We start from the raw sequence: 12,840 nt of genomic DNA, 5'->3' as shown, positions 1-12,840 counted from the left end.
TCCCCAGTAGTGCGGCATCAGCCCTGCCCCCCTGTCCCGGTCTGTGCCCCGGCGCCGTCGACCGTCGAGGCGGCGCCGTTGTCCGTGTTCTCGTAACTCCTGGCGATGATGGACAGGTTGCCGGCCGCCTCCGCCAGGGTTCTGGTGGTGATGCGGTCGATGTGCTCGCCCAGATCGTGGAGGGCGGCCTGGGCCGCTCCTTCGAAAGACCAGTTCGGCAGGCCCAGGACCGGCGGCGCGTGGCCGAACGCCTCCGCCCAGTCCTGCTGGATGCCCTTCGCCACCGCGTAGCCGCTCTTCGACGCGTCGCGCAGGTCCTGCGGATTCACTCGGAACCCTGCCATCGTCTCAGCCCCCTCAGACACACCAGTTGCGTGATCGAACCGCCGCCCAGCGTAAACGACGAGCCCGAACAAGCCCAGCGCATCAGGGTTTTGACGGACAGTCGGAATAGGTGCCATCCATCGTCCCCGGGGTCCGACTGCGGGATCGAGCCCCGGGTGGCACTCGGGCTCCCGACCACTGCCACCCGGCCTCGGCCCTTCGAGGTGGCGTACGACCCGGTCATCGAGCAGATCGTCCCCCGGTTCGATGTTGTGCTCCAAGGACTTGGTCGTCGACGCCGTCGAGACGATCCGCCCCGCCGACCACCACCGGCCTGCACACGAGCTGATCCACTGCGCGGTCCTCGACCTGTATGCCCGCGGTGTCCCGGCCGACGAGGGCGCCGATGCCCCTGGTGACGAGTCGGTCGTCGGCATGGGCCGTAGTCCCAGTAGCGGTCCGGGTAGTCCCCGCAGGGAAACTGCTGGACCTGCAGGCCTTCCTCCCGGCCCCTGCGATTGTCCGTGACTTCGACCAGCTCACCGCGGACAATCCCGGAGGCGGCTAGGGCGGGAACCATCCGGCTCACACTTCCCGGAGCTGGCTGATCAGGGCCGCCCGCGCCGTCACCAGCTCGGCCTCCAGCCGCCGCAGCACCGCCAGGTGCGCCCGTACCCCGTCCGCCACCACCGGGTCGGCGCCCGGCTCCAGGCCGTCGTCCGTCCGGGCCCGCAGACGCTCCTGATCGACCAGCGGCCCGACGGCGTCCTGCTCCGACTGCGCTGCCTGCCGCACCTCGTGGGCGCTCTGCCTGGTGGGACCGTACCTCGGCCAGACAACGCGTCGTCTCCCGCAGCCGGGACTGCCGGAGCTCCGCCAGGCCCCGTCGACGGCTGGCTGCCACGCGGCCGGACCCGGTCCCATGGCCGTGTCCGCGGCCAAGCCGGGTTGTCCGCCGCTCACCTGGGCCTCGGCCAGTTCTTGTAGATGGACAATCCAACAGGCCGCAGTGTGGAGCCACCACCGGCACTTCGGACAACGTGGAAGGTCCCGCGGTACGGCCGGCTCCGCCTACGAACGGGGCCGACCGCACCGCGAACGGCCCGACGCCACGGGGGAGTGGCGAGCGCCGCCGGCCCGCCGCATCGGCGACACCGTTCGGCAGGAGCCGAGGGCCCCGCTCGGATCGTCCGGAGCACCGCGTGTGAACAACGCTCCCAACCGCAAGACCGACAGGAATGAGGAGACACATGCGCAAGCACTTCGCCCTGGCCGCGGCCAGCGCCGTCCTGATGCTCGCCTCCGTGACCGGTACCGCCACGGCCCAGGCCGCCGTCGGAGAGCGGAGCGGCTCCCCCACCGTGATCTACCCGATCGCCGTCAGCGGCGACTCCCTGGCCACGGTGTGGGACAACTGCCTGCACACCCAGGCGTGCCTGTTCACCGACACCAACGGCGGCGGCCTGATCTGGGAGGTGCCCAGCGCCGGGTCCTTCAAGCTCGCCAACTACGGTTTGGACAACAAGGTGAGCTCCTTCTGGAACCGCAGTGGCGGCACCCTGAGCCTGTTCGACGGCTCCGACTTCACCGGATACCTGGTCGGATCCGGCCCGTTCGGCTCACCGGTGAATGTCCCGTGGGGGGTGAACGACAGGGCGAGCTCCATCACGCTCTACTAGCCCGTTGCGAACGTGTTGGTCACGGCCACGCTTTTCGAGGGCCGTGACCAGCACTGCCGCTTCCAGTGATTCCTGCGGTTCATGGCGGAAGCGGCCGAGGGGCCAAGGGCCATAGCCCGGGGGGAAGAGTCCTGTCCTGGTGTTCCACATGATCTTCGCGTGGAACACAAGGACAATGAGCGGACGCCGTGCGTTTACGGCCACCCGGTCGGCAGCTCCGGCTCCTCGTCGGCTCGTTCGTCGGGCTGACGCCGTCATCGAGGCCAGTGCCGCTGGTGACGACCGGTGGCAAGATGACCCGGCGTCCCCGGCATCACCTGCCCGGTGGCGCGCATCCTCAAGGTCCGACCGCGCGGCCGGTACGGGCCAGCTGTACGTCAACGGCCGCCCGCTGACCCGCTGGTGCGCTGAGCAACCGCGCGAGCAGGCGCCGGAGCCGGCCTCGGACGGGATGCTCGCGAGTGGCTGGACTCCCCGGCTGAGGACCGCGCCCTGGCCTGGTAGGCGTGCCCCGCATCGACCCCGTTCGACCGCCGCACCACTCCGTTGCCACCACACCGTCAGTCCGCACCTGCCTACCCCGCAGCGGCTCATGATGGGCCCACCGGGACGGCGCGAGGAGACGTTCCGGGCCGCTCGGGCGATCGCTCGGCCCGGTAGCCCGGTGGCCTGGTCGCGCGTTCGAGTGGTGTCGAGCCGCCGGTCGAGCGAGATCGGCGCTGCGCTCCTGCTCGTCGAGGGCGTCAGGTGCATGGGTGGGAGGGGCACTTCGGTGCCCGGTCCCTGTTCCCGGAGTACGGAGCGTTCATGTCACCGCTGTCCGTGGCCCGTCGCCTGGTCGTCGTTCTGCTGTCCCTGCTCGCCGTCGCCATCGCCGGCGGTACGGCAACAGCGTCCGCCGCCGCGGCGAGTGCGGGGGCCCGAACGGGAGTGGACTGGGATGCCGTCGCCAGGTGCGAGAGCGGAGGGCGCTGGCAGGCCGACACCGGCAACGGCTACTACGGGGGGCTGCAGTTCGACAGCGGGACCTGGCGCTCGAACGGCGGCCTCGCCTACGCGCCGCGCGCGGACCGGGCGACCCGCGAACAGCAGATCGCCGTGGCCGAACACCTCGCCGAGCGCCGCGGCCTGACCCCGTGGCCGGCCTGCGGAGCCCGTGCCGCACACGGCGGCGACCACTCGGCCGCTCACACCGGCAGCCACCGGCCGGCGCACACTCGGCCCCATGCCTCCGCCACCCCGCCATCCCACGCCGACGCCCCCGCTCCGGTCTGCACGGACGACGAGGAGGACTGCCCGGACACCTGGACCGTGGAACCCGGCGACACCCTCGGCGGCATCGCCGAGGCCTTCGCCACGGACGGCGGCTGGCCCGCCCTCTACGAACTCAACCAGGACACCATCGGCGACGACCCCGATCTGCTCCTGCCCGGCCAGGTCCTCGCACTGCGCTGACGCCCGCCGGCGGAGCGGGCCCGTACGAGCGGCGGCTCGCTGATCAGGATCAGGCCCGTTCCCCTCCGCCGACCTCGTCGAGGTGTGCGGCGACGACCAGGGGAGACCACAAAGTGACCCGCTTCTGATCCGCCGTACGTGGTCCTCGTTTCACCCGTTGCCGACAATCGTCACTGACCCCTGATGCAGGATGTGGTCATGAAGCATCGGTGGCGTGCCGGAGTAGCATCAGCGGTGGTGTTCAGCATTGCGGTGTGCTTGATCGGCCTGTGGTGGACGGTAGTTGAGTTGCCGAAGGCGAAGGCGGACTCCGATCCGGCGGGAGTGCTGGCCCTCCTGCCCAGCCTGGTGGGCGTGGTCCTCGGGGGATGGGGAGCATGGGCGGGGATCAGGGCCCTACAGGACCAGCAGACGGCCCCGGCGATCGCGGAGAAGCTCGCCGGACGGGTGGCCGAAACGGAAGGCGAGCAGTACCAGCAGTTGCTGGGCAGTGGACGGGCAGCACCGGACGGACGGATCGACCTCCCCTTCGCGGCCACCGGGACGGGGGGTTCACGCGCCGACGGAACGTTGGAGGGGATCGCCGACTACTACCGGGCCCTGCGCCCTGGGCGGGTGGTCATCACCGGTACACCGTCCACCAACCCGGGCGGGCAGAGCAGCGGGGACGCGGGAACGGGCAAGACCGTGCTCGCGCTGTCCCTGATCCTGGGCTTGGCCCGGGAACGTTCCCCGCTGGATCCGGTGCCGGTACGACTGACCGCGGCGTCCTGGCCCGGCACCGAGGTACGGGACTGGCTCCGGACACACCTGACCGACGTCTACCGTCTTTCCCGCCGTGAAGCCGCCCGCCTGGTGGCCGCCAACCTCGTCCTGCCGGTCGTCGACGGCCTGGACGAGATGGACCCGGGCTCGGCCCCCGGCTACGGTTCACGCGCCGCCGCCCTCCTCGCCTGCGTCAACCGGTTCGGGCACGGTGGCGCACACTGCCCGGTCGTCGTGACCTGTCGGCACGCCCACTACCAGGCCCTGGTGGAGGAAGAGGCGGAGCCCGGAATCTGGGCACACATCGCCGTGGCCCGCGTCGACGCCTCCCGTGCTCGCAGCTACCTGTCGCAACGCGTCGCCAACAGGGAGCGGAGCCGGGCCCGTTGGCAGCCGGTCCTCTCCGCCCTCGACACGGTGGCGGCGGGCCCGGCCGACACCGTGCCACCGGAATACACCCTGCTGGCCGACGCATTGGACACGCCCTGGCGACTCACCCTGGCCGCCACCGTCTTCCAGGAGCGCGCCGCCGACGGACGGTACCTGCGTGACCCCGCCCAACTCCTCGCGCTGGCTGCGAACGGGCAGCTGTACGAGTACCTCCTGGACCACTACATCGGTGCCGCCGTGGCCGCCTCCCACCGCGGGGCGGCCGACACGTCCCGGCCGTCGAGCAGCGACAGCCCTCCACGGCTGGATGCCGCCACCACCTGGCGCTGCCTCGCCTTCCTCGCCCGCTACCTCAACGACAACGGCGGCCCGGGAGGCGGCTCACCCCGGCGCGTCGCAGGACGGGCGCTGAGCAGCACCGACCTGGTCCTCCACGAACTGTGGCCCCTGGGCGGGAAGCACCGGACACGGTTGACCGAAGGCGTTCTGGCCGTGGCGGCGCCACTTGCTCTGGTCAGTCTTGCCTGGCAGGTGGCATGGCCGTGGCTGTACTTCCCTGTTCTCGCCCTGCTCTACCGCCCGGCATGGCCGAAGCCACGGCGAATCGACCTCGGCCGTCTTCGCACCCTGGCGGGCCGACGCGCTCTCACGCTGGGGGCCACGGTCGGCTCCGCGATCGCTTTCCTGATCAGTTTCGGTCTGGTCTATGCGAAGGGCGGCCTCCACGGCAACCTCAAAGACCCTCTGGTGTTCTGCCTAGCCGTCGGGCTTGCGACCGGGCTCCCAATCGGCCTCGCACGCGGACTCATGATCAAGCACGAGCGAGTGGGAGTGCTTCCGCGTCGCCTCATCCGCATGGACCTCACCGCCGCCCTTGTGTTCGGCCCCGTGACAGGGATTGGCGCCCCGCTCGTGTTCGGGCTCGTGGGTTTCCTCGTACACGCCGCCACCGACGGACTCGATTCTTCGAGGTTCGAGGTTCTGTTGATGTCCCTCGCCGGATTGGTCATCGGGATCTTCATATTCGCCATCCCTGCTGCGGGTGGCTCGGCAGCCTTGCGGTACTTCGCGTTCCTCCTGCACACGCGCAGGAAGCTGCCCTGGCGGCTGGGCCGCTTCCTCGACGCCTGCTACGAACTCGGCATCCTGCGCCTGTCCGGGACCGCATGGCAGTTCCGCCACCGTGAACTCCAGGACCACCTCGCCACCCGCGCCATGCCATCATCACCCAGCCCGTGAAGGAGCGGTCCGTCGCGGCGGGCACGGTCCGTCTCCTGGCCGTGCTGTCAGAGTCCGGTGCGATGCTCAACCACCATGGAGACCCAGCAGTTCTGGAACCTGATCGAGGAAGCCCGCTCGCGAGTGCCGGCCCCGGACAACGGTCACGCTGTCGCGATCCGGGCCGGCGCGCTACTCGCGCTTCGCCCCGCCGGGGAGATCGTCGCCGCCGAGCAGGTCCTGCGGAACCTGATGGCCGACTCGTACCGGGCTCCGCTGTGGGGCGCCGCCTACCTGATCAACGGCGGTTGCTCCGACGACGGTTTCGACTACTTCCGAGGTTGGCTGATCACACAGGGCCGCACGACCTTCGACAGCGTCATCACCGACCCGGACCGGCTCGCCGCGCTCCCGGCCGTACAGGCGTACGCCGCCGACGGGATCGACATCGAATGCGAAGAAGCCCTGAGCATCGCCTGGAGCGCCTACCGGGAAGCCACCGGTGAAGACCTCCCCGACGAGGTCCTCACCGTTCCGTACCCGCCGCTGGACCCGGCCTGGAACTTCGACTTCGGCGACGGTGACCAGCTGATCCGACGGCTGCCACGCCTGGCGGCGCTGTATCCGGACTGACAGAGCAGACAGCGCGGCGCCGCCCGAGGTCCGAGCCGACGGGCCGCCTCCCGTGGGCTACTGGATGCTCCAGCGGTGCGGATGTCCGGGATCGTTCGGGCAGGTGAAGATGTTGAGCTCGCCGAATCGGCCGACGGTGATTCCAGTGGGGGTGGCGGACCGAGGGGTGGGCAGGTCTCGGTCTTCCAGTGGCTTCCAGCTGCCGCTGCCGCCGTCCCACTCCGAGCTGTCGATGGTCAGCAGAAGGTGCATCGGTGTCCTGCAAGTCTGGCAGTCCATCGGGTAGGGGTCCGTCGCGTGCCAGGAGGCGAAGCCGCCGACGCGCCAGCCGGGCGGGACGGACAGGTCGTACTGGTAGCCGATCGGCTGTACGGAGCGCCCGTCCGTGGACCTGGCGGCCTCCTCCTGCGCTTCGTCCCAAGCGTCGAGCCGGGCGCACAGGTCCTCGGGCAGCAGGCCGGCGAACGGGTACGTGGCCACCTGCTCCGGGTGCAGGACGCAGGGCTCGGGAACGAACCCGTCCGATTCGACGACCAGCGGCTGCGGCTGAGCCGTCAGCACTTCGCCGACCTCCGACGACCGCCGCCAGTGGAGGTGCAGCTCGAAGTCGTACCGGTTCGGGCCATGGGCGTTGAAGGGGCACCAGAACACCTGCAACAGGTCGCAGCCGTCCGGCCCCTCCGGCAGGTCGGGGACATCCCGGCGGTACAGCTGCGCCAGGCCGATCATCGGCAGCGGATCCGTCTCCGACACATCGGAGAGCCGGTGCTCGCGGCTCAGCTCTGTCAGGAGCTCTCGTTCCTCCGCCGTGGGGCCCGGATTCTCTTCCCGGACCCATGCGGCAGCCAGGGTCCGCCGGTAGCGGTCGATGTCGGCCAGGCGCCGACCCCGCCCGCGGCCGTGCGCCTCACCGCACACCGGCTACGGCTCGTCCGCCGGCCACAGCATCGGACCGCCCACCGAACTGGCCGACATCTGCGGGCTGCCCGGCCGCGGGTGGAGCCGGGTCGTCGTACCCCGGTGGGCAGCCAGCTCCGGGAAGAGCGCCTCGACATCGAGTGGGCGTGGGGGCGTGGTCCTCGTCATGGAACGCGACCTTAGACACCTGACGGCTTCGGCCGTCGAACACCCCGGCAGGTGAGCGAGCGTGGCCGCCTGGACCTCCCCGTCGCCGGCATCCGCGGCGGCCCCACCAGGGAGCGGCAGCCGGTGGGGGCCTTCCGGTCGGGGTCCGTTGCCGGAAGGCCCCCACGGGCGCTCGGGCGGGTGCCTACCAGACCTTGTGGAGCTCGAACAGGTCGGCCTTGAAGGAGCCCTGGGTGACGTGGGATCCGGAGTTGGAGCCGTCCACCGAGAGCCAGCGGTTGCTGTGCTTGGCCATGATCGCCTTCAGGTTGGTGCCCGGCACCGGCTGGATGAAGAAGATCTCGCTCTGCGAGTAGTTGCAGGGCTCGTCGATCAGCCAGTTGCCGTCGTCGGTCATGGCCCGGTCGATGCCGAGGCACCAGTGGCGCGCATGGTCCATCAGCTTGTAGTACTTGCCGTCGGTCCGGGTCGGATTGTTCTCTTCGCACAGTGTCCACTGCCGGTCGGCGGCGTCCTGCCACGGCTCCTGGATGATCGAGCCGTTGTCCCACGACGCCTGGGACCAGCCGAGCACCATCCGGTCGCTCGCATAGGTGTACGGGGTGAAGATGCGGTACCCGCCGCTCTCGCAGGTGAAGCCGTCCAGCGGATTCGCCGCGTGCGCGGCCGGCGCCGCTACGGTCAGCAGTGAGCCGACGAAGGCGACGCTGCCGAGCACGGCTCCGAGTCGGTGGGTGGAGCGCTTGCCGGACTTCGCCATGTTCTTCCCTCCTGGGTGGGACGCGGTCACGGGTCAGTGCTTGCAGAGTTCGAGGCGGGCCGCCTCGCGGACGGTCCCCGCCGGCTCGGGGTACGAGCAGAGCACCACGCCCTCGCTCGCTGCCCCGTAAGTCGTGTAGTAGCCGGTGCCGTTCGGGTTGGCTTTGATCCAGTACCCGGTGCCCTGGCCCGAGCGGGCGCACAGGTAGCGGGTCCACTCGCCGTCGACGCGCAGGAACCCGCGGAAGATCCCGTAGTTGCCCGGCGCGTTGATGTTCACCGTCCGGGAGGTGTCCGTGGTCCGGGTGTTGGCCCGGCTGGTCTCGACCTGGAATCCGGTCTTGAAGCTGACCTGCGCCAGGGCGGAGCTGTAGCTGAGGTTGAAATCGGCACTGTTGTTGATCTTGGTGGTGATCATCGTCACCTGGGAGAGCCGTTGCTGCTGCTGCCCCGTCGTCCCGGGGACGACGTTGAAGGACGTGAACTCGGTGACCACCGGGGTGACGGTGGCCGTCACGATGTCGTCCCAGACCGGCTCGATCTCGGGGTTGCAGGTGGCGCGTGGCGGTGCGTCGGCCTGCGCGGGGGCGGCGGTGAGGCCCAACCCGGCGACGGCGAAGAGGGCGGCCAACCCCGAGGTGAAGACGGTCCGTCGACGCCTGGGTGATGCTGTCATGAGGAGATCCCTCCGGTAGGGGGAATGGTTCCGGTCCGACCTCCCGGAAGCCTCGCGCGCGGCCTGACGCCCTGTCCATCCGAGATATCTAGGGGGGCCCTGCGCACACGATGGTTTTCGGCCGGGCGGGACCCGGCGGGCCTGCGGGACGGCATCGGGGATCGGCAGCGGCGGTCGAGGCGGGGCTCCCGGCCGTCGCTGCTTGCCGGTTCGTGGGGTAGGAATGGGAGCTGTACGAACCGGGGGAGGAGTGCGGATGAGAGCGGCGCGAATCGCCGTGGTGGTGGCGGGCACGGTGGCGCTGGTCGCGGGGTGCGCTTCGGGAGGTTCCGGGGGATCCGGGGAGTCCGGGGGGATGTCGGCGCAGGCGCACGGCTACCTGTCGGAGGCGCTGGACCTGTTGCAGCGGGAGTCGTTGAACACCGCGACGGTGGACTGGCCGAAGCTGCGGGGCGAGGCGTTCGCACGGGCGGCCGGGGCGCGGACGACGGCCGACACCCATCGGGCGGTCGGCGGCGCGGTGGCGGCGCTTGGGGACGGCCACAGCCGGTTCTACCCGCCCGGCGAGGCGGCGGCCGTGGACGCCGACCCCGTGACGGTCGACGCCCCGACGGTCGAACAACTTCCCGGCGGCATCGCCAGGTTGAACCTTCCGGCGGTGAACGGCTCGGAGCGCACCTACGCCGAGTACGTCGCCCGCGGCCGCTCCGCCGTCGCCGGGGCGAGCGCCTGCGGCTGGGTGGTGGACCTCCGCCGGGAGAGCGGCGGCGGGATGTGGGCGCCGCTGGCCGTGGCGGCTCCGCTGCTCGGGGACGGTCCGGTGGGGGCCTTCGTCACGGCGGACGGCACCCGCAGCGTCTGGTCGGTGCGCGGGGGCGTGCCGTTCCTGGACGGGGCCCCGCAGGCGGAGCCCCCCGGGGCCGGCGCGGACGCGTGGCCGGGCGCGCCCGTCGCCGTCCTCACCGGCCCGGGGACGGGCAGCGCGGGCGAGGCCGTCGCCATCGCGTTCATCGGCCGCCCGGACACCCGTAGCTTCGGCGCGCGCACCTACGGGGTGCCCACCGGCAACGCCGCGCACCGGTTGTCGGACGGTGCGGTCGTCCTGCTCACGGGCGCCGCCGAGGCGGACCGCACGGGCCGGATCCACGCGGGGCCGATCGAGCCGGACGAGCCCGTGGACACCCGTAAGGAGGGGGATCCGTCACTCGCCGCCGCGACCGGCTGGCTCGGGCGGCAGGCGTCCTGCCGGAGCACCCCGTAGTACCCCGTTGTCCCGTGGTGGCCGGAGCGATCGTCCGTGTCCGTCATGGTGCGGCCGGGGCCGTACGGGACGCGCGGTGCCGTGCGCCGGTGACGACGAGGGAGACGTTCTGCCCGCCGAAGCCGAAGGAGTTGCTGAGCACGGCCTCCTGGGGGACGTCCCGTCGCTCCGCGACGATGTCGAGGCCGATGTCGGGGCCGATGCCGGCCGCGGTGAGGTTGCGGGTCGGCGGGATGACACCGTGCTCCACGCTGAGGACGGCGATGAGCGCCTCGATCGCGCCGGCGGCGCCGAAGAGGTGGCCGAGAGCGGCCTTGGGGGCCGTGACGGTGGCGCGGCCGAAGACCTCCCTGATCGCGTGCGCCTCGGCGGCGTCGCCGACCGGCGTTCCGGTGGCGTGGGCGTTGATGTGGCCGATCTGCCCGGGGGTCAGACCGGCTTGGGCGAGGGCCTTGCGCATGGCGGAGACCTGACCGGCACCGTCGGGGGCGGGCGCCGTGATGTGGTGGGCGTCGGCGGCGATGCCGGCGCCCGCGAGCACCGCGTGGACGTGCGCGCCCCGGGCGGCGGCGTGCTCGGCGCTTTCGAGCACCAGGACGGCGGCGCCTTCGCTGAGGACGAATCCGCTGCGGTCCGCCGCGAACGGCCGGGACGCCGAGGCGGGATCGGCGGTGTGCCCCGACAGTGCCTGGGCCCGGGCGAACCCGGCGACGGTGATCGGGGTGGTCGCGGCCTCGGTGCCGCCCGCGATGACCACGTCCGCCTCGCCGGCCCGGATGAGACGGGCCGCCAGGGCGATCGCCTCGGCCCCGGAGGAGCAGGCCGAGACGGGTGTGTAGACCCCGGCCCGCGCGCCGTACTCGATGCTGATCAGTGCCGCCGCCGCATTGGGCATGAGCATCGGCACCGTACGGGGAGAGACGCGCCGGGCTCCGGCCGTCTCCAGGACGTCGTCCTCCCTCAGCAGCGTGCCCACGCCGCCGATGCCCGTGCCGATCGCGGAAACGAGCCGGTCCGGGTCCACCTCCGGGGCTCCGGCGTCGGCCCAGGCTTGGGCCGCCGCGGCGAGGGCTGCCTGCTGCGAGCGGTCGAGCCGCCTCGCCTGTACCGGCGGCAGCAACGTGGCGGGGTCCACCGCCATCGTCCCCGCGACGGTGTCGGGGAGGCCGAGTCCCTCGTGGGCGCGCAGGACGCCCCCGCGGATGCCCGACTCTCCGGCGAGCAGGGCTTCCCAGGTGGACGCCACGTCGGCCCCGAGCGGGGTGATCGCGCCGAGTCCGGTCACGACGACTTCGGTCCGGTGCATGCTCCTCAGCCTTTCTTGTATGCGATACAAGTGAATGCGGGGCAAGTTGTATCACATACAATTCCGGGATGGAGAACGAGCGAGTGGAGAAGGGGCGCGTGGAGGAGACGGAGCGCGTGGAGAAGAAGCGAACCGGAGCCCGACCGGCCCCGGGCCGCTCGCGGGACCGCGGTCGCGCGACGAGGACCCGGCTGATCGAGGCGACCGCGGAGCTCTGCAAGGAGCGGCCCGGCGCCGAGCTGAGCGTCGCGGAGATCGCGGGCGCGGCAGGCGTCTTCCCCAACCAGGTCACCTACCACTTTGGTTCCAAGGACTCACTGCTCGTGCACGCCGCCTTCCTCGGCCTGCTGCACGACGCCCGACGGATCGAGCGCATCGGCCGCCAGGCCCCCGACGCGGCGACGTTCCGGCGCAACATCGCCCGCGCTGTCCTGGCCATGCCCTCGCTCCCGTCCGTCACGCGGGCACTCGCCGCCGGGATCTCCAAGCCCGAACTCGCCCCCGTGGTCGACCGGCACCTCCAGCTGCTGTTCCGGCAGTCCGAACGCTTCGTCGGCCAACTCGTCGACAGCCGCGGCTGGGCGGCCCGCCGACCGCTCGCCGTGGAGGCCCGGACGTTCTGGAGCACCGCGCTCGGCGCCGTGCTGCTCGTCCGCGCCGGAGCACACGGCACCGTCGCCGACCTCGACCTCGCCGGATCACTGACCATCCACGACGAGCCCGGTCCCGGCTGAGCGGGCGTGTCGGGACGGCTACGCCTCCGGACCATATGGAGACAAGCGGCCCGCGAGGCCTTCCCCGACGCCGGCTTCGCGGAGCCCGCCGACGCGTCGGTCCTGGCGGAGGCCGAGCGCAAGCTGGGGGAGGAACTACCGTCCGAGCTCAGGCAGTTGCTGCTGGAGAGCAACGGAATCGTCGGGCGGACCAGCGTGGACATGGTCCGGCCCGTCGAGCAGATCGCCGAGCAGAACCTCCACTTCCGTACGGACGGTTCCTTCGCCCGGCCGTATATGCCGTTCGACGCACTCCTGTTCTTCGGGGACAACGGTGGCGGCGACCAGTTCGCCTTCGTGCGGACACCGCGGAGGCCGGACGTCTTCGTCTGGGAGCACGAGACCGACAGCCGCCGCTGGGTGGCCGGCGGTCTCCGGGACTACCTCGGACGCTCACTCGCCGACGGCGGAGACGACTGGTACCGGTAGCCCTCCGGCTCACCGGGACATCGGCGTCCCGGCGCTTCTTCCCCAATGCCACCGCCCCGGCCTCCCGAGTGGTGGGAGGCCGGGAC

General features: G+C 71.4%; 13 protein-coding genes. 7 read left to right on the top strand and 6 right to left on the bottom strand.

What is annotated here, in order from left to right; translation table 11 throughout:
• Window positions 1-17 precede the first annotated feature (17 nt).
• Together AMK13_RS20605 and AMK13_RS20600 are read right to left on the bottom strand one after the other, a co-directional pair.
• A complete protein-coding gene (locus tag AMK13_RS20605) occupies window positions 18-344 on the bottom strand; it encodes a hypothetical protein (RefSeq protein WP_143204587.1) in 327 nt (108 codons plus the stop codon).
• A gap of 565 nt (window positions 345-909) precedes the next feature.
• Entirely contained in the window at window positions 910-1,119 is a 210-nt protein-coding gene (locus tag AMK13_RS20600; protein WP_074003564.1) for a hypothetical protein, read from the bottom strand.
• A 455-nt stretch (window positions 1,120-1,574) separates the two neighbouring features.
• Between AMK13_RS20600 and AMK13_RS20595 the strand changes: the two genes are divergently transcribed.
• The 4 genes from AMK13_RS20595 (at window position 1,575) to AMK13_RS20580 (ending at window position 6,464) form a co-directional block, all read left to right on the top strand.
• Window positions 1,575-2,003, top strand: coding sequence for a peptidase inhibitor family I36 protein (locus AMK13_RS20595; RefSeq protein ID WP_074003563.1), 429 nt, complete (start codon window positions 1,575-1,577; stop codon window positions 2,001-2,003).
• Between the two features lie 807 nt (window positions 2,004-2,810).
• The gene (locus tag AMK13_RS45980; RefSeq protein ID WP_074003562.1) at window positions 2,811-3,458 is read left to right on the top strand and encodes a LysM peptidoglycan-binding domain-containing protein; all 648 of its coding nucleotides are present in this window, start codon (window positions 2,811-2,813) and stop codon (window positions 3,456-3,458) included.
• Window positions 3,459-3,695: 237 nt separating this feature from the next.
• Entirely contained in the window at window positions 3,696-5,852 is a 2,157-nt protein-coding gene (locus AMK13_RS20585) for an NACHT domain-containing protein (protein ID WP_143204586.1), read from the top strand.
• Between the two features lie 75 nt (window positions 5,853-5,927).
• Window positions 5,928-6,464 (top strand): DUF4240 domain-containing protein, encoded by a 537-nt coding sequence (locus AMK13_RS20580; RefSeq protein ID WP_074003560.1) that lies wholly within the window; start codon window positions 5,928-5,930, stop codon window positions 6,462-6,464.
• Window positions 6,465-6,521: 57 nt separating this feature from the next.
• Here the strand turns inward: AMK13_RS20580 and AMK13_RS20575 are convergent, their stop codons facing one another.
• The 3 genes from AMK13_RS20575 to AMK13_RS20565 all read right to left on the bottom strand — a co-directional run bounded on the left by AMK13_RS20575 (window position 6,522) and on the right by AMK13_RS20565 (window position 8,985).
• On the bottom strand, window positions 6,522-7,217 hold the full coding sequence (locus AMK13_RS20575) for a hypothetical protein (protein WP_380717054.1): 696 nt from the start codon (window positions 7,215-7,217) through the stop codon (window positions 6,522-6,524).
• Between the two features lie 517 nt (window positions 7,218-7,734).
• Complete coding sequence (locus AMK13_RS20570) at window positions 7,735-8,310, bottom strand: RICIN domain-containing protein (protein WP_049653595.1); 576 nt, start codon at window positions 8,308-8,310, stop codon at window positions 7,735-7,737.
• A gap of 33 nt (window positions 8,311-8,343) precedes the next feature.
• On the bottom strand, window positions 8,344-8,985 hold the full coding sequence (locus tag AMK13_RS20565; RefSeq protein ID WP_143204585.1) for a hypothetical protein: 642 nt from the start codon (window positions 8,983-8,985) through the stop codon (window positions 8,344-8,346).
• Window positions 8,986-9,241: 256 nt separating this feature from the next.
• On the opposite strand from AMK13_RS20565, the gene AMK13_RS20560 reads away from it, so the two are divergent.
• The gene (locus AMK13_RS20560; RefSeq protein ID WP_241852969.1) at window positions 9,242-10,246 is read left to right on the top strand and encodes a S41 family peptidase; all 1,005 of its coding nucleotides are present in this window, start codon (window positions 9,242-9,244) and stop codon (window positions 10,244-10,246) included.
• A 43-nt stretch (window positions 10,247-10,289) separates the two neighbouring features.
• Here AMK13_RS20560 and AMK13_RS20555 read toward each other — a convergent pair whose 3' ends face one another.
• Complete coding sequence (locus AMK13_RS20555) at window positions 10,290-11,552, bottom strand: beta-ketoacyl-[acyl-carrier-protein] synthase family protein (RefSeq protein ID WP_074003557.1); 1,263 nt, start codon at window positions 11,550-11,552, stop codon at window positions 10,290-10,292.
• A 68-nt stretch (window positions 11,553-11,620) separates the two neighbouring features.
• Between AMK13_RS20555 and AMK13_RS20550 the strand changes: the two genes are divergently transcribed.
• Window positions 11,621-12,286 carry a TetR/AcrR family transcriptional regulator C-terminal domain-containing protein gene (locus AMK13_RS20550; RefSeq protein WP_241852968.1) on the top strand — a complete coding sequence of 222 codons (666 nt, stop codon included), beginning with the start codon at window positions 11,621-11,623 and terminating at the stop codon, window positions 12,284-12,286.
• 6 nt (window positions 12,287-12,292) lie between these two features.
• The gene (locus AMK13_RS20545; RefSeq protein WP_241852967.1) at window positions 12,293-12,754 is read left to right on the top strand and encodes an SMI1/KNR4 family protein; all 462 of its coding nucleotides are present in this window, start codon (window positions 12,293-12,295) and stop codon (window positions 12,752-12,754) included.
• The last annotated feature ends 86 nt before the right edge of the window (window positions 12,755-12,840 follow it).

It is taken from the genome of Streptomyces sp. CB02056, from assembly GCF_001905545.1.
Lineage (GTDB): Bacteria > Actinomycetota > Actinomycetes > Streptomycetales > Streptomycetaceae > Kitasatospora.
This window is presented reverse-complemented; position numbering and strand designations above follow the sequence as displayed.

Coding starts and splice junctions, on each gene's coding strand:
- AMK13_RS20605 (WP_143204587.1), bottom strand. CDS start 344: ATGGCAGGGTTCCGAGTGAATCCGCAGGACCTGCGCGACGCGTCGAAG.
- AMK13_RS20595 (WP_074003563.1), top strand. CDS start 1,575: ATGCGCAAGCACTTCGCCCTGGCCGCGGCCAGCGCCGTCCTGATGCTC.
- AMK13_RS45980 (WP_074003562.1), top strand. CDS start 2,811: ATGTCACCGCTGTCCGTGGCCCGTCGCCTGGTCGTCGTTCTGCTGTCC.
- AMK13_RS20580 (WP_074003560.1), top strand. CDS start 5,928: ATGGAGACCCAGCAGTTCTGGAACCTGATCGAGGAAGCCCGCTCGCGA.
- AMK13_RS20570 (WP_049653595.1), bottom strand. CDS start 8,310: ATGGCGAAGTCCGGCAAGCGCTCCACCCACCGACTCGGAGCCGTGCTC.
- AMK13_RS20565 (WP_143204585.1), bottom strand. CDS start 8,985: ATGACAGCATCACCCAGGCGTCGACGGACCGTCTTCACCTCGGGGTTG.
- AMK13_RS20560 (WP_241852969.1), top strand. CDS start 9,242: ATGAGAGCGGCGCGAATCGCCGTGGTGGTGGCGGGCACGGTGGCGCTG.
- AMK13_RS20555 (WP_074003557.1), bottom strand. CDS start 11,552: ATGCACCGGACCGAAGTCGTCGTGACCGGACTCGGCGCGATCACCCCG.
- AMK13_RS20550 (WP_241852968.1), top strand. CDS start 11,621: ATGGAGAACGAGCGAGTGGAGAAGGGGCGCGTGGAGGAGACGGAGCGC.